Below are 22,125 nucleotides of genomic sequence, written 5' to 3'. Positions count from 1 at the left end.
AAATTATGTCGTTTAGAAAAAATAAAAAACTCAACAACGATTTTTCCAGAGTTACTATCAGCTTGGCCTCTCCAGAATCTATCCTGGACAGCTCCAATGGTGAAGTGACCCAGCCGGAGACTATCAACTACAGAACCTACAAGCCAGAAATGGGTGGTTTGTTCTGCGAGCGGATCTTTGGCCCTGTGAAGGACTGGGAATGTCATTGTGGTAAGTACAAGCGAATCAGATATAAAGGCATCATCTGCGACCGTTGCGGTGTAGAGGTGACTGAGAAGAAAGTACGTCGTGAGCGTATGGGCCACATCGAGCTGGTGGTGCCTGTAGCGCACATCTGGTACTTCAAATCTCTTCCGAACAAAATCGGTTACTTGTTGGGTCTTCCTACCAAGAAATTGGATCAGATTGTTTACTACGAGCGATATGTGGTGGTACAAGCTGGTGTCAAAGCCGAAGAAGGTGTTCAGTACCTCGACTTCTTAACAGAAGACGAATACCTAGACATCATGGATAAGCTTCCAAAAGAGAACCATTCTTTGGATGATGCTGATCCGACGAAATTCATCGCTAAGATGGGTGCGGAAGGTTTGGAGATGTTGCTGGCAAGATTGGATCTCGATGATCTTTCTTACTCACTTCGTCACCAAGCGGCTACCGATACTTCTCAGCAGCGTAAAGCAGAGGCTTTGAAGCGTCTGAAAGTGGTAGAAGCATTCCGTGATGCAAGAACCAGAATCGAAAACCGTCCTGAGTGGATGGTCGTTCGTATGGTCCCAGTTATTCCACCGGAATTGCGTCCACTGGTTCCTTTGGATGGTGGTCGTTTTGCGACTTCCGATTTGAATGACCTTTACAGAAGAGTAATCATCAGAAACAACCGTCTGAAGCGTTTGATAGACATCAAAGCTCCAGAGGTAATCTTGAGAAACGAGAAGAGAATGCTTCAGGAAGCAGTCGATTCTTTGTTCGATAACTCCAGGAAAGTAAATGCGGTAAGATCCGATGGAAACCGTGCCCTGAAATCCCTTTCTGACATGTTGAAAGGTAAGCAAGGTCGTTTCCGTCAAAACTTGCTCGGTAAGCGTGTGGATTACTCCGGTCGATCTGTGATCGTCGTAGGTCCTGAGCTGAAGCTTCACGAGTGTGGTCTTCCTAAAAATATGGCAGCCGAGCTTTTCAAGCCTTTTATCATCAGAAAACTGATCGAAAGAGGGATTGTAAAGACTGTAAAATCTGCCAAGAAAATCGTGGATCGTAAAGATCCAGTGGTTTGGGATATCTTGGAAAATGTATTGAAAGGACACCCTGTGCTCCTTAACCGTGCCCCAACTCTTCACAGATTGGGTATCCAGGCTTTCCAACCAAAACTGATCGAAGGAAAAGCGATCCAGCTTCACCCATTGGTATGTACTGCATTCAACGCCGATTTTGACGGTGACCAGATGGCGGTACACGTACCACTTGGACATGAGGCGATCTTGGAAGCTTCTACTTTGATGCTTTCTGCTCACAACATCCTGAATCCAGCCAACGGTGCACCGATCACGGTACCATCTCAAGACATGGTTTTGGGTCTGTATTATGTGACCAAAGGAAAGAAATCAACTCCAGAGGAAATTGTAGCGGGTGAAGGCATGACTTTCTACAGCCAGGAAGAGGTGATCATTGCAATGAACGAAGGCAAAGTCTCCAAGCATGCGAATATCAAGTGCAAGGTGAAGTTCAAAGATGCTGAAGGGGTAATTGCAGACAAGATTATCGAAACTGTTGCGGGTCGTTTGATCTTCAACCAGTTTGTGCCTGAAGAAGTTGGATATGTAAACGAACTGTTGACCAAGAAGAAACTGCAGCAGATTATCGCTGAGGTAGTGAAGGTTTGCGGTATCGCTCGCACCGCTCAGTTCTTGGATGATATCAAGCATCTTGGTTTCCAGATGGCTTACCAAGGCGGTCTGTCCATGGGCTTGAATGACGTAATCATTCCTGCGGAAAAGGAAATCATGGTTGCAAAAGCGAAAGAGGAAGTGGATCAGGTGTGGAACAATTACTACATGGGTCTGATCACTGACAACGAACGTTACAACCAGGTAATTGATATCTGGACTCGTACCAACTCGCATTTGACTAACAATCTGATGAAGAAGATGGAAGAGGACAAGCAAGGATTCAACGCCATCTACATGATGATGCACTCAGGAGCCCGTGGTTCAAGAGAGCAAATCCGTCAGTTGGGCGGGATGAGAGGTTTGATGGCTAAGCCTCAGAAGAACCTTCAAGGTTCAGTAGGAGAGATCATCGAGAACCCGATCCTTTCTAACTTCAAAGAAGGTTTGGATGTATTGGAGTACTTCATCTCTACGCACGGTGCACGTAAAGGTCTCGCAGATACGGCGTTGAAAACTGCCGATGCGGGTTACCTAACCCGTCGTCTGGTGGACGTCGCGCAGGACATGATCATCACAGAGGAAGACTGCGGTACCTTAAGAGGCCTGGTCGTTCAGCCTTTGAAAGACAACGACGAAATCGTTGAGCCGCTATCCGAGAGAATCCTGGGTAGAGTATCAGTTCACGATGTATACGATCCGCTTACTGATCAATTGATCATCCCTGCGGGTGTGGAGATCGGCGACGAGGTGGCGAAGTTGGTAGATGAATCTGCGATCGAAGAAGTTGAAATCAGATCGGTATTGACTTGCGAAACCCGAAGAGGTGTCTGTGCAAAATGCTACGGAAGAAACTTGGCAACCGGTAAAATGGTACAATCAGGCGAATCTGTTGGTGTTATCGCCGCTCAGTCGATCGGTGAACCAGGTACGCAGCTGACCTTGAGAACCTTCCACGTAGGTGGTACGGCTTCCAACATGGCGGTGGACGCGTCGATCCCTGCGAAGTTTGACGGGGTAATCGAATTCGAAGAGGAATTGAGATTCATCGAAACGACCAACAAAGACGGTGAGGCAATCACTATTGTCATGGGACGTTCTGGTGAAATCAAGATCAACGAAGCGAAGACCGGCAAAACCTTGGTGTCCAACCACGTTCCTTACGGTGCGTTGCTGAACGTGAAGGATGGTCAGAAAATCACCAAAGGCCAGTCACTTTGTACCTGGGACCCATACAATGCGGTCATCCTCTCTGAATTCGACGGAAAAGTTGAGTTTGAGGCGGTCGTAGAGGGGATCACTTACAAAGAGGTTGCGGATGATCAGACAGGTTTCCGTGAAAAAGTAATCATCGAAACTAAAGATAGAACTAAGAACCCTGCGATCGTGATCAATTATGGTGACGATTCCAAGGGCTACAATATCCCTGTGGGCGCTCACTTGGCGGTAGAGGCTGGTGATAAAGTGAAGTCAGGACAGATTTTGGTGAAAATCCCAAGATCTGTAGGTAAGACTCGTGACATCACAGGTGGTCTTCCAAGAGTAACCGAATTGTTCGAAGCTCGTAACCCATCCAACCCGGCTGTGGTATCTGAGATCGACGGTGTGGTGACTTACGGTGGCATCAAGCGTGGTAACAGAGAAATCATCATTGAATCCAAAGATGGCGTGATCAAGAAATACATGGTATCTCTTTCCAAGCACATCTTGGTTCAGGAAAATGACTTCATCCGTGCAGGTGAGCCATTGTCTGATGGAGCAATCACTCCAAACGACATCCTTTCTATCAAGGGCCCAACTGCGGTTCAGGAATACTTGGTGAACGAAATTCAAGAAGTTTATAGACTTCAGGGTGTGAAGATCAACGATAAACACATCGAGGTAATTGTATCTCAGATGATGCAGAAAGTTGAAATCCTGGATGCTGGTGACACTGGATTCCTTCAAAATCAAGTGGTAGATAAGTGGGCTTTCCGTGAGGAAAACGACAACATTCTCGACAAGAAAGTGGTGATGGATGCTGGAGACTCTTCTACCCTGAAGCCTGGTATGATCATCTCTGCTAGAAGACTGAGAGACGAAAATTCCAGCCTGAAGCGCAAGGATTTGAAACTTGTACAGGTGAGAGATGCTGAGACTGCGGTTTCTGCTCCGACTTTGCAGGGTATCACCGCTGCGTCTTTGGGTACTGAGAGCTTTATCTCTGCTGCTTCGTTCCAGGAAACTACCAAGGTGCTTTCCGAGGCTGCCATCAGAGGCAAGCGCGATGAGCTCTTGGGACTGAAAGAAAACGTAATCGTGGGTCACTTGATCCCTGCAGGTACCGGCCAGAGAAGATTGCAAAATCTGATCATCGGTTCCCAAGAAGAATACGACAAGCTTTCTGAAAACATGGAGAAAACTTCCGCTAGAAGATCCAGCGAAGCGATCCTTTAATCAATTTGATTTTAATGTAAAAAGGCCTGTATGTCATGTACAGGCCTTTTTTTAATCCAAAAATGAAATGGACGAAAACAACAGACAAGAACAGCAGATCAACGTGGAGCTCTCCGAGGAAGTAGCAGAGGGCATCTATTCCAACTTAGCAATGATCGCTCATTCCAATTCGGAATTTGTGATCGATTTTATTCGATTGATGCCTGGAGTGCCCAAAGCAAAAGTGAAATCCAGAATCATCGTGACTCCAGATCACGCCAAAAGATTGCTCGCGGCGCTGAAAGATAACATCGAAAAATATGAAGCTGCATTCGGAAAAATCCAACAAGGAGGAGGGACCCCTTCGTTTCCGATTTCCTTCGGAGCACCGGGCGAAGCGTAACAAAAATATAACTGCTTAATTTTGTTACTCTTATTACTTTCTTTACCTTTGCAGTCCAAAATTTAACAGTTTACAGGAAAACTAAATTTTATCAGTTAATGCCTACTATTCAACAGCTAGTAAGAAAAGGTAGAACTACACTGGAAATAAAATCAAAGTCTCGTGCCTTGGACGCATGTCCACAGCGTAGAGGAGTTTGTACCAGAGTATACACTACGACCCCTAAGAAGCCTAACTCCGCGATGAGAAAGGTGGCAAGGGTAAGATTGACGAACGGAAAAGAAGTGAACGCTTACATTCCGGGTGAAGGTCACAATCTGCAGGAGCACTCGATCGTATTGATCAGAGGTGGTCGTGTGAAGGATCTTCCGGGTGTGAGATATCACATCATCCGAGGTGCATTGGATACTGCCGGAGTAAAAGACCGTAAGCAAGGTCGCTCCAAGTACGGTGCTAAAAGACCTAAAGCTGGCAAAGGTGCTCCAGCTGCCCCGGTAAAGGGCAAAAAGAAGTAATAAAAACATTTAGAAGAAATGAGAAAAGCGAAACCAAAGAAGAGATATATTCTTCCTGATCCAAAGTTCAATGATACTTTGGTCACCAAGTTTGTAAACAGCCTAATGTTCGACGGGAAGAAGAGTATTGCTTACACCATTTTCTACGATGCAGTAGCTAAAGTAGAATCTAAGGTGGGCGAGAATGGTCTTGAAGTTTGGAAGAAAGCGCTAGCCAATATTTCTCCATCCGTTGAGGTGAAGAGTCGTAGAGTTGGTGGTGCCACTTTCCAGGTTCCTATGGAAGTCAGACCTGATAGAAAAGTTTCACTTGGCATCAAGTGGATGATTAACTATGCTCGCAGGAGAGGTGAGAAGACCATGATGGATAGACTGGCAGGTGAGATCATCGCGGCAGCAAAAGGCGAAGGAGCCGCTGTCAAGAAAAAAGATGATACGCACAGAATGGCCGAAGCCAACAAAGCATTCTCACACTTTAGATTTTAATTAGGATGGCAAGAGATTTAAAGTACACCAGAAACATTGGTATTGCAGCCCACATCGATGCGGGTAAGACTACTACTACTGAGCGTATCCTTTACTACTCAGGTGTGAGTCACAAGATCGGTGAGGTACACGATGGTGCTGCGACCATGGACTGGATGGCACAAGAGCAGGAGAGAGGTATTACGATTACTTCCGCTGCTACTACCGTATTTTGGAACTACCGAGATAATAAGTACAACGTCAATATCATCGATACTCCGGGACACGTTGACTTTACTGTTGAAGTGAACCGTTCCCTTCGAATCCTGGATGGTCTGGTTTTCCTGTTTAGTGCTGTGGACGGTGTTGAGCCACAGTCTGAGACCAACTGGAGATTGGCGGATAATTATAAGGTAGCCCGAATCGGATTTGTTAACAAAATGGACCGTTCTGGTGCCAACTTTTTAGAAGTATGTAAGCAAGTGAAGGAAATGCTCGGATCCCATGCGGTCCCATTGCAGCTCCCGATCGGTGCTGAAGACAAGTTTCAAGGTGTGGTTGATTTGATCAACAACCGTGGAATGGTCTGGAATGAAGAAGACAAAGGAATGACTTACAAAGTCATCCCTATTCCTGAAGACATGGTAGAGGAAGTTGCCCAGTACAGAGAGCATCTGCTCGAAGCCGTGGCGGAATATGATGAGTCACTGATGGAGAAATTCTTCGATGATCCTAATTCTATCACGGAAGCTGAGATCTTGAAAGCCCTCAGAGCTGCTACGATCGACATGAAAATTGTCCCTATGGTATGCGGATCTTCTTTCAAAAACAAAGGTGTACAGACCATGCTTGACTTGGTGATGGAATTACTTCCTTCTCCATTGGACAAGGAGGCGATCTTTGCTACTAGTATTGATACTGAAGAAGAGGTTGCAATCAACCCTGATGAGAAAGAGCCATTCACTGGCTTGGCATTCAAAATCGCCACTGACCCGTTTGTGGGTCGTCTTTGCTTCGTGAGAGCTTATTCAGGTGTACTTGAGTCTGGTTCTTATGTTTACAATAGCCGTTCTGGAAATAAGGAGCGTATCTCCCGTGTGTTCCAGATGCATGCCAACAAGCAAAACCAAATCGAAAGATTGGTTGCCGGTGATATCGGTGCTGTGGTAGGTTTCAAAGACATCAAAACAGGTGATACCCTTTGTGACGAGAAGCGCAAAGTGGTTCTTGAATCAATGGTCTTCCCAGAGCCAGTTATCGGATATGCGATTGAGCCTAAAACTCAAGCCGACGTCGATAAATTGGGTATGGCTATCGCCAAACTGATCGAGGAAGATCCGACCCTTCAGGTAAATACGGATCAGGAAACTGGTCAGACGATCCTGAGAGGGATGGGTGAACTTCACCTTGAGATTATCATCGACCGTCTTAAGAGAGAATTTAAGGTTGAAATCAACCAAGGTGCTCCTCAGGTTGCTTACAAGGAAGCTTTGTTTGGCTCGGTGGAGCACAAGGAAGTATACAAGAAGCAGACAGGTGGTAAGGGTAAATTTGCCGATATCGTATTCGAGTTGGGGCCAAAAGATCCAGATCCGGAGACCGGCGAAATCAAAAACGGACTTGACTTTGTCAATGGTATCGTGGGTGGTGTGATTCCAAAAGAATTCATCGCGCCAGTCCAGAAAGGTTTCCAGGAAGCAATGAAGAACGGACCTTTGGCTGGATATCCAATCGAAGCAATGAAAGTGAGATTGTTCCACGGTTCCTACCATGACGTCGATTCAGATGCGTTGTCATTCGAATTGGCAGCAAGAATCGGTTTCAAGGAAGCTGCTAAGAAATGTAGACCACAATTGCTGGAGCCGATCATGGCAGTTGATGTGGTGACTCCAGATGAATACACTGGACCAATCACAGGTGACTTGAACAGAAGAAGAGGTTTGATGAAAGGGATGGATACCAAAGGTACCTCTACTGTAGTCAAAGCAAACGTTCCTTTGTCTGAGTTGTTCGGATACGTGACTGATTTGAGAACCATCACTTCGGGTAGAGCGACAGCGTCATTGACCTTCTCTCACTATGAGCCAGTTCCCAATAACATAGCAGAAGCGGTAATTGCTAAAGTAAAAGGTGCTAAAGCCTAATCTTCAAGAAAATGAACCAGAAAATCAGAATAAAACTAAAATCATACGATCACAGCCTGGTGGATAAGTCATCAGAGAAGATCGTGAAGGCTGTAAAAGCCACTGGCGCGGTAGTAGTTGGTCCTATTCCATTGCCTACGAAAAAGGAGAAATTCACAGTGTTGAAATCCCCACACGTAAGTAAGAAAGCCAGAGATCAATATCAACTTTGTACTTACAAGAGACTGGTTGATATCTACTCCAACTCTTCCAAGACCGTGGATGCCCTGATGAAAATCGAGCTTCCTAGCGGAGTAGACGTTGAAATCAAAGTCTGACAGTACTTGGACCCCATATCAAAAGGCCTGCAATCTCTGCAGGTCTTTTGTTTTTTCTACCGGTCGGGAAATCCCATCGCAGCTGCGGAATTCATTTAGTTCCGTCGCCGATCAGTTTTTTTCTAATTGTTTGAAAATATTGGAGTTGGGATTTGTTGCCAAATATTATTTCAGTAACTTTGCAGTCCTTAAAAAGGGCCCAAGTGTATAAACTCTTGTGGATTATCAAATTATCTTATCAAAGATGTCTGGTATTATAGGAAAAAAAGTAGGTATGACTAGCATCTTCAGTGCCGATGGACGTAACGTCGCATGCACGCTAATCGAAGCTGGTCCTTGCGTAGTGACGCAAGTAAAAAACGTTGAAACAGACGGGTACAACGCAGTGCAGTTGGCATTCGGTGAGCGCAAGGAGAAAAACACTCCTAAGCCACTAATCGGTCATTTTAAAAAGGCCGGTACTACGCCAAAGCAGAAAGTTGTTGAGTTTCGTGACTTCAGGGTCGAATTCGAAGGCCAAGTTGATCTCGGAAAATCGGTAAGTGCAGGAGAGGTATTCGTAGAAGGTGACTTCGTCGATGCAATCGGTACTTCAAAAGGTAAAGGTTTCCAAGGTGTTGTTAAGCGTCATGGTTTTGCAGGTGTGGGTGGACAAACTCACGGTCAGCACAACAGAGGCAGACACCCAGGTTCCATCGGTGCATGTTCTTGGCCATCCAGAGTATTCAAAGGCATGAGAATGGCCGGAAGAACTGGTGGTGACAGAGTAAAAGTTGTCAACCTGAGAGTGTTGAAAGTCTATCCTGAGCAAAACCTGGTATTGGTTTCCGGCTCAGTACCTGGCCCAAAAAACTCTTTCGTAATTCTTGAGAAATAAGCCATGGAATTAGCAGTAATCAATCAAAAAGGACAAGACACAGGTAGAAAGGTGACTCTTTCTGACGAAATCTTCGCGATCGAACCTAACGATAACGCGATCTACCTGGACGTGAAGCAGTACTTGGCTAACCAAAGACAAGGAACTCACAAGTCAAAAGAAAGAAACGAAGTAGCGGGATCTACCAAAAAGATCAAGAAGCAAAAAGGTACCGGTGGTGCTCGTGCTGGATCTTTGAAGGCCCCCCACTTCCGTGGAGGAGGTAGAGTATTCGGCCCTAGGCCAAGAGATTACTCTTTCAAACTCAATAAAAAAGTAAAGCAGTTGGCTCGTAAGTCTGCACTTGCATACAAAGTGATAGAAAACAGCCTGGTTGTATTGGAAGACCTGTCGTTTGACGCTCCAAAGACCAAAAGCTACATCGCTTTCTTGAATGGACTTTCTCTTTCTGACAAGAAGACCCTGTTGGTACTTCCTGAAGACAACAAGAACGTGTTCTTGTCAAGCAGAAACCTTCCAAAAGCGAAAGTTGTGACTGTAAATGATGTAAATACTTACCAACTCCTCAATGCTGACCATTTGGTGCTTTGCGAAGGATCTGTAAGTAAGTTGGAAACCATTTTATCGAAATAAGACGATGGATATTCTAAAGCAGCCTTTGATTACGGAAAAAATTTCTGCTGGCAACGAAAGAGGAGTCTACGGATTTATTGTAGAAAAAACCGCTGACAAGTACCAGATCAGAAATGCTGTAGAGAAGACCTACGGTGTGAAAGTGGTGTCCGTACGTACGATTCGCTATGCTGCGAAGCATAAGACTCGCTACACCAAAAACAAAGTCGTATCAGGCTTCACCAATGCTTTCAAGAAAGCAATCGTGCAAGTAGCCGACGGTGAGGTAATTGATTTTTACGGAGAAATTTAATTGAATCAATATCATGGCAGTTAAAAAAATGAAGCCTGTTACTCCAGGGATGAGATTTAGAGTGGCTCCAGCGTTTGACGAGATTACCGCGTCAAAGCCGGAAAAATCACTCCTAGCTCCTCTCAAGAAGTCAGGCGGAAGAAATAATACAGGCAAGATGACCGCTCGCTATATCGGTGGTGGTCATAAGAGAAGACTCAGAATTGTAGACTTCAAAAGAAATAAGTTTGGTGTACCTGCGACTGTGAAAGCAATCGAATACGATCCAAACCGAACTGCACGTCTAGCCCTACTTTATTATGCAGACGGTGCAAAGGCCTATATTATCGCCCCGGAAGGTTTGTCGGTAGGACAGACAGTGATTTCCGGTGAGCAAGTTGCTCCAGAAGTGGGCAACGCCATGCCAATGGCAAACATCCCGATGGGTACAATTGTACACAACGTGGAGTTGAAGCCGGGCAAAGGTGGAGCCATGGCAAGAAGTGCCGGTGGATACGCGCAGATCGTAGCTCGTGATCCGAGATACGTGACCGTGAAGCTGCCTTCTGGTGAGATGAGACTCGTTTTGGGAACTTGTATGGCTACAGTAGGTACTGTGTCAAACGGTGACCATATGAACGTGGTCTTAGGTAAAGCTGGTCGTAAGAGATGGCTTGGAGTAAGACCTCGTACAAGAGGTGTGGCGATGAACCCAGTTGATCACCCGATGGGTGGTGGTGAAGGCCGTTCTTCAGGTGGACATCCAAGATCAAGAAAAGGTCTTCTTTCTAAAGGAAAGAAAACCAGATCGCCTAAGAAGTATTCAAACAAGTTCATCATCAGCAAAAGATCTAAATAATTATGGCACGTTCATTAAAAAAAGGTCCTTATATCGAGCATCACCTGGTGAAGAAAGTAGATGTCATGAACGAGTCAGGCAAGAAATCTGTCATCAAGACTTGGTCAAGAAAATCTATGATTTCTCCGGATTTCGTAGGCCATACCTTCGCAGTGCATAACGGTAACAAGTTTATCCCGGTGTTTGTCACTGACAACATGGTAGGTCACAAGCTGGGTGAATTCGCTCCAACGAGAAACTTCCGAGGCCACATTGCTAAAAAAGATAAAGGAAAGAGATAATCATGGAAGCAGTAGCAAGATTAAACAACGTTCCTACATCCCCGCGCAAAATGCGCCTTGTGGCTGACCTCGTGAGAGGCAAGCGAGTAGGATTGGCACTTAGCATTCTGAAATTCACTCCCAACCATGGAGCGATCAGATTGGAGAAACTTCTCCTTTCAGCGGTAGCCAACTGGCAGGCAAAAAATCCTGACGCTAAACTTGAGGAAGCAGATCTATACATCAAAACCGTCATGGTGGATGAAGGAAGATCCCTTAAGAGACTGAGACCCGCTCCTCAGGGACGCGGTCACAGAATCCGCAAAAGATCCAATCATGTAACCCTCGTAGTTGATGCTTTCATCGCTGGAGACGTTACCGCTGATGTAGTAGTAACTAACGAAAAGGCAAATTAAAAAAGACTATGGGACAAAAGATTAACCCAATAGGATTTAGACTTGGTGTAGTCAAAGGCTGGGATTCCAACTGGTATGGTGGGAAAGACTTTGCTGAAAAACTATACGAAGATCAGCAGATCCGTAAATATGTCCTTGCCAGAATCCCTAAAGGAGGTATTGCCAAAGTGATCATCGAGCGTACGCTTAAGAGAATCACCTTGACTATCCATACCGCCCGTCCGGGTGTAGTAATTGGTAAAGGCGGAGCCGAAGTAGACAAGCTGAAAGAAGAGCTTAAGAAGATCACCAACAAGGATATTCAAATCAATATCTTCGAAATCAAACGTCCTGAACTGGATGCTAAATTGGTAGGTGAATCTATCGCACAGCAGCTTCAAGCTAGAATTTCCTTCAGAAGAGCAATGAAACAAGCCATTGCAGCATCCATGCGAGTGGGAGCGGAAGGAATCAAAGTTAAACTTTCTGGTCGTCTGGGCGGTGCTGAAATGGCACGTTCAGAAATGTACAAAGAGGGAAGAATTCCCCTTCACACATTGAGAGCTGACATCGACTACGCACTGTCCGAAGCACTTACCGTGTACGGATTGATCGGAATCAAAGTCTGGATCTTCAAAGGTGAAGTGTACGGAAAAAGAGATCTGTCTCCGAACCAAGGTGCTGCGAATGAGCCAAAAGGCCAGCGTACTCCTAACCCAAAAGGTGGTCGTAACGAAAGAGACAACGGTCCAAGACGCAGAAATAAGAAATAACTATTTTCACCGAATAAGTGAGAAATCATGTTACAGCCGAAAAGAACGAAATTTAGGAAAATGCACAAGGGCCGTGTCAAAGGTCTTGCTACTAGAGGCGCAGAGCTCTCTTTTGGTAACTTTGGCGTCAAATCCCTTGAGCCAGGATGGATTACTTCTCGCCAGATCGAGGCAGCACGTATTGCCATGACAAGAGCTATGAAGAGAGAAGGTCAGGTTTGGATCAGGATTTTCCCTGACAAGCCGATCACTAAAAAGCCCGCAGAGGTTCGTATGGGTAAGGGTAAAGGTGCTCCGGAATATTGGGTGGCCGTTATCAAACCAGGTACAATCCTTTTCGAAGCTACAGGCGTGAGCCTGGAGATTGCTCAGGATGCGTTGAGACTTGCGCAGCAGAAGCTACCCGTAAGTACCAGATTTGTTGTTCGTAGAGATTACGCAGAATAGTCGAAACTATGAAAAATACAGAAATCAGATCACTTTCCGCAAGTGAGATCGCAGAGCGAGTTGTCGCTGAGCAGGGGAATCTAAGCAAATTGAAATTTGCCCATTCGATTTCTCCGATAGAGAATCCTAACAGAATCAGAGAAGCCAAGCGTCTGGTCGCAAGATTGAAGACTGCATTAGCTTCCAAATAACTAGCTAACAGAAAAGAAAATGGCTACGATTGAGAGAAATCTTCGCAAAGAGAGAATTGGTAAAGTCGTAAGCAACAAAATGGATAAGTCTGTGACTGTGGCTGTGGAACGTAAAGTGAAGCACCCGATCTACGGAAAGTTTGTTGCTAAAACTACCAAATTTATGGTTCATGACGAGAACAATGAATGCCACCCAGGTGACTTGGTGAAAATCAGCGAAACTCGTCCGCTGAGCAAGAACAAGCGTTGGAGATTAGTTGAAATTATTGAGAGGGCTAAGTAATCATGATACAGCAAGAATCCAGACTAGGCGTTGCAGATAATTCAGGTGCTAAAGAAGTACTCGTTATCCGCGTATTGGGAGGAACTGGCAAGCGTTACGCTTCGATCGGTGATAAAGTAGTCGTGACTGTAAAGTCGGCTCTATCTTCCAGCAACATGAAAAAAGGTACCGTGTCTAAAGCGGTTATCGTTAGAACCAAAAAGGAGATCCGTCGCAAAGACGGTTCGTACATCCGATTTGAAGACAATGCTGCCGTGTTGTTGAACAACAACGATGAGCCAAGAGGTACTCGTATCTTCGGTCCAGTGGCCAGAGAGCTCAGAGAAAAGCAGTTCATGAAAATCATTTCCTTGGCCCCTGAAGTACTCTAATCATGGAAAGAAAGACTAAAAAGCAGCCAAAGCTGCACATCAAAACCGGAGACACCGTCAAGGTGATCTCAGGAGATGACAAAGGAAAAACAGGGAAGGTTGTTTCTGTAGATATTGCAAAGAGCAGAGCGTATGTAGAGGGGATCAACATGATCACCAAACACGTGAAGCCTACTGCTGCTAAGCCTCAGGGTGGTATCGAAAAGAAAGAAGCTGCACTGCATATCAGTAATTTGATGCTGGTAGATCCTAAAACCGGTGAAGCTACCAAGACTGGTCGCAAAGCAGGTGAAAACGGAAAACTAGTAAGGTATTCTAAGAAAACCGGGGAGGTGATCAATGGCTAATCCAAGATTGAAAGATAAGTACGTGAACGATATCGTTCCGGCTTTGAAAGAGAAATTCCAATACTCTTCAGTAATGCAGGTACCTGCATTGACCAAGATCGTCCTTAACAAAGGGATCGGTGCAGCAGTAGCTGACAAGAAATTGGTTGATCAGGGTGTAGAAGAGCTTTCATTGATCACTGGTCAAAGAGCGGTAGCTACCAAATCCAAGATCGCGGTCTCCAACTTTAAGTTGAGAGAAAACATGCCGATCGGAGCGAAAGTTACTTTGCGTGGCCAGAAAATGTACGAGTTCCTTGACCGTTTGGTGACTGTGGCTTTGCCACGTGTCCGCGACTTCAAAGGGATCTCTGACAAAGGATTTGACGGAAGAGGAAACTATACCTTGGGCGTTACCGAGCAGATTATCTTCCCAGAGATCTCTATCGAAAAGGTAAACAGAATCTCCGGAATGGACATCACTTTCGTTACATCCGCACAGACAGATGAAGAAAGCTTGACTTTGTTGAAAGCTTTCGGAATGCCTTTCGCTAACCAAACTAAAGCAGAATAATCATGGCAAAAGAATCCATCAAAGCTCGCGAGAGAAAAAGAGAGCATCTGGTAGCCAAGTACGCTAAGAAAAGAGCCGAGCTGAAAGCAGCCGGGGACTACGAAGCTCTTGACAAATTGCCAAAAAATGCTTCTCCGGTAAGACTTCACAACCGATGCAAACTGACCGGTAGACCAAAAGGCTACATGAGAAAGTTTGGAATCAACCGGGTAACCTTCAGAGAAATGGCCTCAGCAGGCAAGATCCCTGGAATTACTAAGTCTAGCTGGTAAAAAAACGACAGTAATTTTTATTCTAAAAATCAATTCGTAACTTTGCACGCCCAAAACGGGTGGCGCTAGACTATAAATACCATGACTGATCCAATAGCTGATTATCTGACCAGGTTGAGAAATGCCATCAAAGCTTCTCACCGAATCGTTGAGATACCTGCTTCTAACATCAAAAAGGAGATTACGAAAGTATTGCATGATAAAGGGTACATTCAAAACTATAAGTTTGAGCAAAATGGTCCTCAAGGGACGATTAAGATCGCTTTGAAGTTTAACCCTACCACCAAGCAAAACGCAATCGTAAGCCTACAGCGAGTTAGTACGCCAGGTTTGAGAAAATATGCCAAGCACGATGAGCTCCCTAGAGTGATCAACGGACTGGGTATCGCAATCGTATCCACCTCCAAAGGTGTGATGACCGACAAAGAAGCCCGTACCGAAGGGATCGGTGGCGAAGTACTTTGCTACGTTTATTAATTTACTATCATGTCTAGAATAGGTAAAAAACCAATAAATATACCCGGCGGTGTTACTGTAGACGTGTCAGCTCATGGAACTGTCACTGTTAAAGGTCCAAAGGGTACACTGACTCAGGATGTGAATCCCGATATTCAGGTGAAAGTGGAGGGCAGCGATATCGTTGTCTCTAGACCTACCGAATCCAAAAGACACAAATCTCTGCACGGTCTTTACAGATCTCTGATCAACAACATGGTGATCGGAGTCTCTACAGGATACAAGAAAGATTTGGAATTGGTCGGTGTAGGTTATAAGGCTTCTAATCAGGGCCAGGTACTTGAGCTTAGCTTAGGTTATTCTCACAGTATCTTCATGGCATTGCCTAGCGAGATCTCTCTTAAGACAGAGACTCCTAAAGGTAAAAACCCGCTGATTACTTTGGAAGGAATCGACAAAGAGTTGATCGGTCAAGTCGCTGCAAAAATCAAGTCCCTACGTAAGGTTGAACCATACAAAGGTAAAGGTGTGCGCTTCGTTGGTGAGCAAGTTAGACGTAAGGCTGGTAAAACTGCCGGTAAAAAATAATAGGTTATGGCATTTAATAAGAATTCCAGAAGACTTAGAATCAAGCAGGGTATCCGAAGAAAGATCTCCGGTACCGATTCCAGACCTCGTTTGTCAGTATTCAAAAGCAATACCGGCATCTATGCGCAATTGGTGGATGACCTTAAAGGTCAGACCTTGGCTCAGGCTTCCTCTAAGGAACTTGGCGCCAAAGCCAATACTAAGATAGAAGTATCCAAAGAAGTAGGTAAGAAACTTGCCGAAAGAGCCATCGCTAATGGCGTATCTGTAGTAGTTTTCGATAGAAATGGCTACTTGTACCATGGTAATGTTAAAGCTTTGGCTGACGGCGCCAGAGAAGGAGGCCTTAAATTCTAATCGTTATGTCTCAAATAAGAAGAAAACCCATTAGGGCTACAGATACAGAATTGAAAGAGAAAGTAGTCGCTATCAACCGAGTTGCCAAAGTGGTAAAAGGTGGTAGAAGATTCTCCTTCTCAGCAATCGTAGTAGTAGGTGATGGCCAAGGTGTGGTAGGTTACGGATTGGGTAAAGCCAACGAAGTAACAGACGCAATCACCAAAGGCATCGAGGACGCAAAAAAGAACCTGGTAAAAGTGCCGGTTTTGAAAGGCACCATTCCTCACGAGCAAATTGGTAAATTCGGTGGTGGATTTGTATTGATCAAGCCAGCAGCAGCAGGTACCGGTGTTATTGCCGGTGGTGCGATGCGTGCGGTATTGGAAAGCGCCGGCGTCACAGACGTTTTGGCAAAATCCAAAGGATCATCCAATCCACACAACGTGGTAAAAGCTACCATCGATGCGCTGGTTCAGCTTAGAGATGCGATTGCTGTTTCTCAGCAACGCGGTGTGAAAATGGCTAAAGTCTTTAACGGATAATTATCATGGCGAAGATCAAGATCACACAAATCAAAAGTACGATCGACAGACCAAAAGATCAGAAGGCAACTATCACTGCTTTGGGTTTGGGTCGTATCAGCAAATCTGTAACCGTGGAAAACACTCCTCAGATCGCTGGAATGGTAAATAAAGTGAATCACCTTGTAAAAGTGGAGGAAGCTTAATTATGAAACTAAATACATTAACTCCGTCAGAAGGCTCAACCAAAAACCGCAAGAGAATCGGTCGTGGTACCGGTTCGGGTAGAGGTGGAACTTCAACAAGAGGTCACAAAGGCGCGAAATCGCGTTCTGGTTACAAGAAGAAAATCGGATTTGAAGGTGGTCAAATGCCTCTTCAAAGAAGAGTTCCTAAAGTTGGCTTTAAATCCTTCAACAGGGTTGAGTTCAAACCAGTAAATTTGGATACCTTGCAGGCCCTTTCCGAGCAATTCAATCTTACAGTGGTAGACATGGAAGCTTTGGTTTCCCATGGTATCGCTTCCAAGAACGATAAGATCAAGATCCTCGGTGGTGGTGAACTGACAGCCAAATTAGACGTGACTGCCCATCATTTCTCCGCTTCAGCTACTGAAGCTATTGAAAAACAAGGCGGTACAGCAAACAAGATTTAAGTAAATGAAAAAGTTTATTTCGACAGTTAAGAATATCTTCTCAATCGAAGATTTGAGAGTTAGAATCCTGAATACAATCGGGTTCCTCATTATCTTCAGATTAGGTTCATTCATCGTGCTTCCTGGTGTGGATCCATCCAAATTGGGTGGAGCTCCCGAAGGGATCTTCGGTTTGATTGATACTTTTCTCGGAGGAGCATTTAGCAATGCCTCCATCTTCGGGTTGGGGATTATGCCTTATATCTCTGCATCCATTGTGTTGCAGCTGTTGACTGTCGGAGTACCCTACTTTCAAAAAATGCAAAAAGAGGGTGAATCCGGAAGAAAAAGAATCAACCAGATCACTCGTGTGCTGACCATCGCGATCACTGTGGCACAAGGTATCGGCTACGTAAGTGCCACTATCCTTCCTACCGGTGCTGTGATGGTTAGTACCTCTCTTTTCATGTTCAGCTCATTGGTTTTGCTTTCAGCAGGGACGATGTTCTGCATGTGGTTGGGTGAGAAGATTACAGAAAAAGGTATTGGAAATGGTATCTCCATGTTGATCATGATCGGTATCATCTCCAGATTTCCAGGTGCTTTGATTGCTGAAGGCCTTGAAAAAGGTTCTTCAGGAATGTTGCTCCTGATCATTGAAGCGGTGGTTTTGTTCTTTATTGTTGTTGGAGTGATTGCTCTGACAGAGGCGACGAGAAGGATCCCGGTTCAATATGCCAAGCAAGTAGTGGGAGGAAAGGTATATGGCGGGCAACGTCAATACATTCCGATCAAGGTAAACGCCTCTGGTGTTATGCCGATCATCTTTGCCCAGTCGTTGATGTTTGTTCCTGCTTTGATCGCTCAGATTTGGGCCGGTGAAAGTGATATTGCAAACTACATCGGTACCACATTCAGTGACTTTACCTCTTGGCAGTACAACTTGTTATTTGCCTCTTTGATCATCATCTTCACTTTCTTCTACACTGCGATCACGGTCAATCCTGAGCAGATAGCAGAAGACATGAAGCGTAACGGTGGATTTGTTCCTGGTATTAAGCCTGGTGCGCCTACCTCGGAGTTTATTGATGGCATCATTTCCAAGATAACGCTACCTGGTTCCATCTTGCTGGCAGCTGTAGCAATCCTTCCTGCGTTGGCGATCATTGCCGGTGTAGGTGGCGAGTTTGCTCAGTTCTACGGTGGTACTTCCCTCCTGATTATGGTCGGAGTGATCATGGATACGCTGAGACAGATCGAAAGCTACCTGTTGATGAGACACTACGAAGGAATGATGAAAAGTGGTAATATGAAGAACAATCCTTCTAATTACCAAGTAGCTTAATATGATTCAATACAAGACTTCGGAAGAAGTTCAGTTGATAAAAGACAGTGCTGATATACTTGGTAGAGCTCACGGAGAAGTAGCCAAGTATGTCAAAGAAGGGGTAAAGACCTCTTTTCTTGATCAAATTGCTGAGGAGTTTATTAGGGATCATCAAGCAGTACCATCCTTTAAGGGGTACAATGGCTTCCCTTCTTCACTTTGCATTTCTGTAAACGAAGTAGTCGTTCACGGTTTTCCAAGCGATTATGAATTGAAAGATGGCGATATAATCTCTGTAGATTGTGGAGTCTTTCACCAAGGTTTTCATAGCGATTCCGCTTATACGTACCCTATCGGTGAGGTTTCCCCTTCTGTCATTGCATTACTAAAAGCCACCCGAGATTCACTCTATTTGGGAATTGAACAAGCTGTAGCTGGAAATCGAATAGGCGACATCGGTTTTGCTATCCAAAAATTTGTCGAAGCAAAGGGCTACACTGTAGTCCGAGAGCTTGTCGGACACGGATTGGGTAGGAAACTGCACGAAGCCCCTGAGGTTCCCAATTATGGAAAAAGAGGAAGTGGTGCCCTGCTTAAGGCGGGGATGGTGATTGCAATCGAACCAATGATCAATCTGGGTACGCGAAATATCGTCCAAGAGAGAGACGGGTGGACTATCCGAACTGCAGATCGGAAACCTTCAGCTCATTACGAGCATACGGTTGCAATATTGGAAAATAAAACAGAGGTCGTGACGACCCACAAATACATAGAAGAGAATTTTAAATTCTAAAATGGCCAAACAGACATCAATCGAGCAAGACGGGACCATCATAGAGGCGTTGTCCAACGCCATGTTTAAAGTGGAACTGGAGAATGGACATCAGCTGATTGCTCATATTTCCGGTAAGATGAGGATGAATTACATCAAGATCCTTCCCGGAGACAAAGTCAAATTGGAATTGTCTCCCTATGATTTGACAAAAGGCAGAATAGTATATCGATATAAATAGACTGACATGAAAGTAAAGGCATCTGTTAAAAAGAGAAGTGCTGACTGTAAGTTGATCAGAAGAAATGGCAAACTTTACGTCATCAACAAGAAAAATCCTAAGTATAAACAAAGACAAGGTTAATCATGGCTAGAATTGCGGGTGTAGACATACCAGACAATAAGCGCGGCGAAATCGGACTTACCTACATCTTCGGAATAGGAAGAAGCGCCGCCAAGGCGATCCTGAGCAAGGCCGGTATCTCTGTAGACAAAAAAGCAGGAGAGTGGAATGACGAAGAGTCTACCGCTATCCGTAACATCATCGCTGAGGAATTCAAGACCGAAGGTGTATTGAAGTCAGAGATCCAATTGAACATCAAGCGTCTGATGGATATCGGATGTTACAGAGGTTTGAGACACAGAAAAGGGCTTCCTGTACGTGGTCAAGGTACCAAGAACAACGCCAGAACAAGGAAGGGTAAGCGTAAAACAGTTGCCAACAAAAAGAAAGCAACTAAATAAAACCTGATTTAGATTATGGCTCAGAAAAGAAACGATAAAGCAAAGGGTAAAAAAAGAGTAGTAAAGGTAGAAGCTGTCGGACAAGCTCACATCAGAGCATCCTTCAACAATATCATTATCTCCATTACCAATAATGCAGGTCAAGTGATCTCTTGGGCTTCTGCCGGTAAAATGGGTTTCAGAGGTTCTAAGAAAAATACTCCTTACGCTGCTCAGATGGCCGCTCAAAATTGCGGTCAAGTAGCTTACGACTTAGGTTTGAGAAAGATCGAAGTGTTCGTAAAAGGTCCAGGCGCTGGTCGTGAATCCGCGATCAGAACATTGCAAAACGTAGGATTGGATGTAACCACGATTATTGACGTGACTCCAATGCCGCACAACGGTTGTCGTCCTCCTAAGCGTAGAAGAGTTTAATTTTAAAAAGCTAAAAGAATGGCAAGATATACAGGTCCCAAAGCTAAAATCTCCAGAAGATTTGGAGAAGCAATCGAAGGGCACAGCAAGGCGCTTCAGAAGAAGAACCATCCTCCAGGCCAGCATGGTCGTGGTAGAAGAAAGAAGCAGTCCGAATATGCAATTCAGCTATCTGAGAAGCAAAAGGCGAAATACATCTACGGCGTGTTGGAAAGACAATTTGCCAAGATGTTTGACATCGCTTCCAGAAAGTCTGGTATCACCGGTGAGACCCTCCTTCAGCTTCTAGAAGCTCGTTTGGACAACACCGTATACAGACTGGGAATTGCCCCAACTCGTCGTGGCGCTAGACAGCTCGTTTCGCACAAGCATGTCCTGGTCAACGGGGAAGTGGTTAACATTCCGTCTTATACTTTGAAGCCGGGTGACGTTGTTTCCGTAAGAGAGCGTTCTAAGTCTCTGGAAGCCATCACCAGCAGCCTGGCAGGCAAAGCAGCAAACAGATATCCTTGGTTAGAGTGGGATAATGCTTCTTTGACAGGCAAATTCGTCAGTGTTCCTGGCAGAGATGATATTCCAGAGAATATCAAGGAGCAGCTCATTGTCGAACTTTACTCTAAGTAATTTTATTATTTTCAGCTAAAAACTAGAACGAGATATATGTCCATACTAGCATTTCAAATGCCCGAGAAAGTGGTGATGGAAAAAGCCGATGACTTTCATGGCTTGTTCACTTTCAAACCACTCGAAAAAGGCTATGGAGTTACCATCGGTAACGCCCTGAGAAGAATATTGCTTTCTTCTTTGGAAGGATACGCCATCACTTCGATCAAAATCCCCGGAGTGGTTCACGAATTCTCAACCATCGAGGGTGTAGTAGAAGACGTGACTGATATCATTTTGAACTTGAAGCAGGTGAGATTCAAGAAAGTGCACGAGGCATTTGACGGAAAAGTCACGGTAGAGATCAAAAATCAGTCTGTTTTCACCGCTGGGGACATTGCTAAGTTCACTTCTTCCTTTGAAATCCTTAATCCGGAGTTGGTAATCTGTCACATCGACGAAACCAAAAACTTCGAGATCGAGATCACTATCGAAAAAGGAAGAGGGTACCTACCAGCTGAAGAATCCAAACCAAAAGAGCAGGTTTTTGGACAAATCGCAATCGACGCCATCTTCACACCTATCAAGAATGTGAAGTACAGCGTAGAAAATACCCGAGTAGAGCAGAAGACTGACTTTGAAAAACTGATCCTTGAAGTTTCTACAGATGGTTCTATCCATCCGGAGAAAGCCCTTCAGGAATCGGCTAAGATCTTGATCCAGCACTTCATGCTGTTCTCTGACCAGACCATGGTCCTAGATTCTACCGGTGTAGCCGAGCCAGAGCCTATCGATGAGGAATTCCTTCACATGCGTAAGCTTCTTAAGACTTCTTTGAGCGACCTCGACCTTTCAGTTCGTGCGTTCAACTGTCTCAAAGCTGCTGATGTGAGAACTCTTGGCGATCTTGCCAGACTTGAGATTTCAGACATGATGAAATTCAGAAACTTCGGTAAGAAGTCTCTTGCTGAACTCGAGCAACTGATCCAGGAGAAAGGTCTGACCTTTGGGATGGACATTTCTAAGTACAAACTTGACGAAGAATAACATACA

34 protein-coding genes are annotated in these 22,125 nt (G+C 44.9%); all 34 read left to right on the top strand.

Annotated features, from left to right (window positions below; translation table 11 throughout):
- The first annotated feature begins 5 nt into the window (after positions 1–5).
- The 34 genes from rpoC to G459_RS0102550 all read left to right on the top strand — a co-directional run bounded on the left by rpoC (position 6) and on the right by G459_RS0102550 (position 22,119).
- Positions 6–4,319, top strand: a complete 4,314-nt coding sequence (gene rpoC, locus G459_RS0102715; RefSeq protein ID WP_026966263.1) for a DNA-directed RNA polymerase subunit beta' — start codon at positions 6–8, stop codon at positions 4,317–4,319.
- Between the two features lie 67 nt (positions 4,320–4,386).
- The gene (locus tag G459_RS0102710; protein WP_026966262.1) at positions 4,387–4,701 is read left to right on the top strand and encodes a DUF3467 domain-containing protein; all 315 of its coding nucleotides are present in this window, start codon (positions 4,387–4,389) and stop codon (positions 4,699–4,701) included.
- 98 nt (positions 4,702–4,799) lie between these two features.
- Positions 4,800–5,216 (top strand): 30S ribosomal protein S12, encoded by a 417-nt coding sequence (gene rpsL / locus G459_RS0102705; protein ID WP_026966261.1) that lies wholly within the window; start codon positions 4,800–4,802, stop codon positions 5,214–5,216.
- Between the two features lie 18 nt (positions 5,217–5,234).
- Positions 5,235–5,702, top strand: coding sequence for a 30S ribosomal protein S7 (gene rpsG, locus G459_RS0102700; protein WP_026966260.1), 468 nt, complete (start codon positions 5,235–5,237; stop codon positions 5,700–5,702).
- Between the two features lie 5 nt (positions 5,703–5,707).
- On the top strand, positions 5,708–7,825 hold the full coding sequence (gene fusA / locus G459_RS0102695; RefSeq protein WP_026966259.1) for an elongation factor G: 2,118 nt from the start codon (positions 5,708–5,710) through the stop codon (positions 7,823–7,825).
- Positions 7,826–7,836: 11 nt separating this feature from the next.
- Positions 7,837–8,142 carry a 30S ribosomal protein S10 gene (gene rpsJ / locus G459_RS0102690; protein WP_008203035.1) on the top strand — a complete coding sequence of 102 codons (306 nt, stop codon included), beginning with the start codon at positions 7,837–7,839 and terminating at the stop codon, positions 8,140–8,142.
- A gap of 244 nt (positions 8,143–8,386) precedes the next feature.
- A complete protein-coding gene (gene rplC / locus G459_RS0102680) occupies positions 8,387–9,019 on the top strand; it encodes a 50S ribosomal protein L3 (RefSeq protein WP_026966258.1) in 633 nt (210 codons plus the stop codon).
- A gap of 3 nt (positions 9,020–9,022) precedes the next feature.
- Positions 9,023–9,652 carry a 50S ribosomal protein L4 gene (gene rplD, locus G459_RS0102675; RefSeq protein WP_026966257.1) on the top strand — a complete coding sequence of 210 codons (630 nt, stop codon included), beginning with the start codon at positions 9,023–9,025 and terminating at the stop codon, positions 9,650–9,652.
- Positions 9,653–9,656: 4 nt separating this feature from the next.
- A complete protein-coding gene (gene rplW, locus G459_RS0102670) occupies positions 9,657–9,944 on the top strand; it encodes a 50S ribosomal protein L23 (protein WP_026966256.1) in 288 nt (95 codons plus the stop codon).
- Between the two features lie 13 nt (positions 9,945–9,957).
- Entirely contained in the window at positions 9,958–10,782 is an 825-nt protein-coding gene (gene rplB / locus G459_RS0102665) for a 50S ribosomal protein L2 (protein ID WP_026966255.1), read from the top strand.
- Positions 10,783–10,784: 2 nt separating this feature from the next.
- Positions 10,785–11,063 (top strand): 30S ribosomal protein S19, encoded by a 279-nt coding sequence (gene rpsS, locus G459_RS0102660; RefSeq protein WP_026966254.1) that lies wholly within the window; start codon positions 10,785–10,787, stop codon positions 11,061–11,063.
- 2 nt (positions 11,064–11,065) lie between these two features.
- The gene (rplV, locus tag G459_RS0102655) at positions 11,066–11,458 is read left to right on the top strand and encodes a 50S ribosomal protein L22 (protein WP_026966253.1); all 393 of its coding nucleotides are present in this window, start codon (positions 11,066–11,068) and stop codon (positions 11,456–11,458) included.
- Positions 11,459–11,466: 8 nt separating this feature from the next.
- Complete coding sequence (rpsC, locus tag G459_RS0102650; protein ID WP_026966252.1) at positions 11,467–12,210, top strand: 30S ribosomal protein S3; 744 nt, start codon at positions 11,467–11,469, stop codon at positions 12,208–12,210.
- A 27-nt stretch (positions 12,211–12,237) separates the two neighbouring features.
- The gene (rplP, locus tag G459_RS0102645) at positions 12,238–12,657 is read left to right on the top strand and encodes a 50S ribosomal protein L16 (RefSeq protein ID WP_026966251.1); all 420 of its coding nucleotides are present in this window, start codon (positions 12,238–12,240) and stop codon (positions 12,655–12,657) included.
- 8 nt (positions 12,658–12,665) lie between these two features.
- A complete protein-coding gene (gene rpmC, locus G459_RS0102640; protein WP_026966250.1) occupies positions 12,666–12,848 on the top strand; it encodes a 50S ribosomal protein L29 in 183 nt (60 codons plus the stop codon).
- Between the two features lie 19 nt (positions 12,849–12,867).
- Positions 12,868–13,131 (top strand): 30S ribosomal protein S17, encoded by a 264-nt coding sequence (gene rpsQ / locus G459_RS0102635; protein ID WP_026966249.1) that lies wholly within the window; start codon positions 12,868–12,870, stop codon positions 13,129–13,131.
- A gap of 2 nt (positions 13,132–13,133) precedes the next feature.
- Entirely contained in the window at positions 13,134–13,502 is a 369-nt protein-coding gene (gene rplN, locus G459_RS0102630; protein ID WP_026966248.1) for a 50S ribosomal protein L14, read from the top strand.
- A gap of 2 nt (positions 13,503–13,504) precedes the next feature.
- A complete protein-coding gene (gene rplX, locus G459_RS0102625; RefSeq protein ID WP_026966247.1) occupies positions 13,505–13,849 on the top strand; it encodes a 50S ribosomal protein L24 in 345 nt (114 codons plus the stop codon).
- The gene (gene rplE / locus G459_RS0102620) at positions 13,842–14,402 is read left to right on the top strand and encodes a 50S ribosomal protein L5 (protein WP_026966246.1); all 561 of its coding nucleotides are present in this window, start codon (positions 13,842–13,844) and stop codon (positions 14,400–14,402) included. Before rplX ends, rplE begins: the two co-directional genes overlap by 8 nt.
- Positions 14,403–14,404: 2 nt before the next feature.
- A complete protein-coding gene (gene rpsN, locus G459_RS0102615) occupies positions 14,405–14,674 on the top strand; it encodes a 30S ribosomal protein S14 (RefSeq protein WP_026966245.1) in 270 nt (89 codons plus the stop codon).
- A gap of 81 nt (positions 14,675–14,755) precedes the next feature.
- On the top strand, positions 14,756–15,151 hold the full coding sequence (gene rpsH / locus G459_RS0102610; protein ID WP_026966244.1) for a 30S ribosomal protein S8: 396 nt from the start codon (positions 14,756–14,758) through the stop codon (positions 15,149–15,151).
- Positions 15,152–15,160: 9 nt separating this feature from the next.
- Positions 15,161–15,718 carry a 50S ribosomal protein L6 gene (gene rplF / locus G459_RS0102605; RefSeq protein ID WP_026966243.1) on the top strand — a complete coding sequence of 186 codons (558 nt, stop codon included), beginning with the start codon at positions 15,161–15,163 and terminating at the stop codon, positions 15,716–15,718.
- Between the two features lie 6 nt (positions 15,719–15,724).
- Positions 15,725–16,075, top strand: a complete 351-nt coding sequence (gene rplR, locus G459_RS0102600; protein ID WP_026966242.1) for a 50S ribosomal protein L18 — start codon at positions 15,725–15,727, stop codon at positions 16,073–16,075.
- A 5-nt stretch (positions 16,076–16,080) separates the two neighbouring features.
- Complete coding sequence (rpsE, locus tag G459_RS0102595; protein ID WP_026966241.1) at positions 16,081–16,599, top strand: 30S ribosomal protein S5; 519 nt, start codon at positions 16,081–16,083, stop codon at positions 16,597–16,599.
- Between the two features lie 5 nt (positions 16,600–16,604).
- Positions 16,605–16,784: a 50S ribosomal protein L30 gene (rpmD, locus tag G459_RS0102590; protein ID WP_026966240.1), complete on the top strand. Its 180-nt coding sequence runs from the start codon at positions 16,605–16,607 to the stop codon at positions 16,782–16,784.
- Between the two features lie 2 nt (positions 16,785–16,786).
- A complete protein-coding gene (gene rplO, locus G459_RS0102585) occupies positions 16,787–17,233 on the top strand; it encodes a 50S ribosomal protein L15 (protein WP_026966239.1) in 447 nt (148 codons plus the stop codon).
- A gap of 4 nt (positions 17,234–17,237) precedes the next feature.
- Positions 17,238–18,557, top strand: coding sequence for a preprotein translocase subunit SecY (secY, locus tag G459_RS0102580; protein ID WP_026966238.1), 1,320 nt, complete (start codon positions 17,238–17,240; stop codon positions 18,555–18,557).
- A gap of 1 nt (position 18,558) precedes the next feature.
- A complete protein-coding gene (map, locus tag G459_RS0102575; RefSeq protein WP_026966237.1) occupies positions 18,559–19,332 on the top strand; it encodes a type I methionyl aminopeptidase in 774 nt (257 codons plus the stop codon).
- Between the two features lies 1 nt (position 19,333).
- On the top strand, positions 19,334–19,552 hold the full coding sequence (gene infA / locus G459_RS0102570; RefSeq protein WP_009183359.1) for a translation initiation factor IF-1: 219 nt from the start codon (positions 19,334–19,336) through the stop codon (positions 19,550–19,552).
- 6 nt (positions 19,553–19,558) lie between these two features.
- Complete coding sequence (gene rpmJ, locus G459_RS29355) at positions 19,559–19,675, top strand: 50S ribosomal protein L36 (protein ID WP_084454324.1); 117 nt, start codon at positions 19,559–19,561, stop codon at positions 19,673–19,675.
- A gap of 2 nt (positions 19,676–19,677) precedes the next feature.
- Positions 19,678–20,055 carry a 30S ribosomal protein S13 gene (rpsM, locus tag G459_RS0102565; protein WP_026966236.1) on the top strand — a complete coding sequence of 126 codons (378 nt, stop codon included), beginning with the start codon at positions 19,678–19,680 and terminating at the stop codon, positions 20,053–20,055.
- Positions 20,056–20,070: 15 nt separating this feature from the next.
- The gene (gene rpsK / locus G459_RS0102560; RefSeq protein ID WP_026953287.1) at positions 20,071–20,469 is read left to right on the top strand and encodes a 30S ribosomal protein S11; all 399 of its coding nucleotides are present in this window, start codon (positions 20,071–20,073) and stop codon (positions 20,467–20,469) included.
- An 18-nt stretch (positions 20,470–20,487) separates the two neighbouring features.
- On the top strand, positions 20,488–21,093 hold the full coding sequence (gene rpsD / locus G459_RS0102555) for a 30S ribosomal protein S4 (RefSeq protein ID WP_026966235.1): 606 nt from the start codon (positions 20,488–20,490) through the stop codon (positions 21,091–21,093).
- Positions 21,094–21,129: 36 nt separating this feature from the next.
- A complete protein-coding gene (locus G459_RS0102550) occupies positions 21,130–22,119 on the top strand; it encodes a DNA-directed RNA polymerase subunit alpha (protein WP_026966234.1) in 990 nt (329 codons plus the stop codon).
- Positions 22,120–22,125 lie beyond the last annotated feature (6 nt).

Origin of the sequence: Algoriphagus terrigena DSM 22685, assembly GCF_000429445.1 — a bacterium.
GTDB lineage: Bacteria > Bacteroidota > Bacteroidia > Cytophagales > Cyclobacteriaceae > Algoriphagus > Algoriphagus terrigena.
This window is presented reverse-complemented; position numbering and strand designations above follow the sequence as displayed.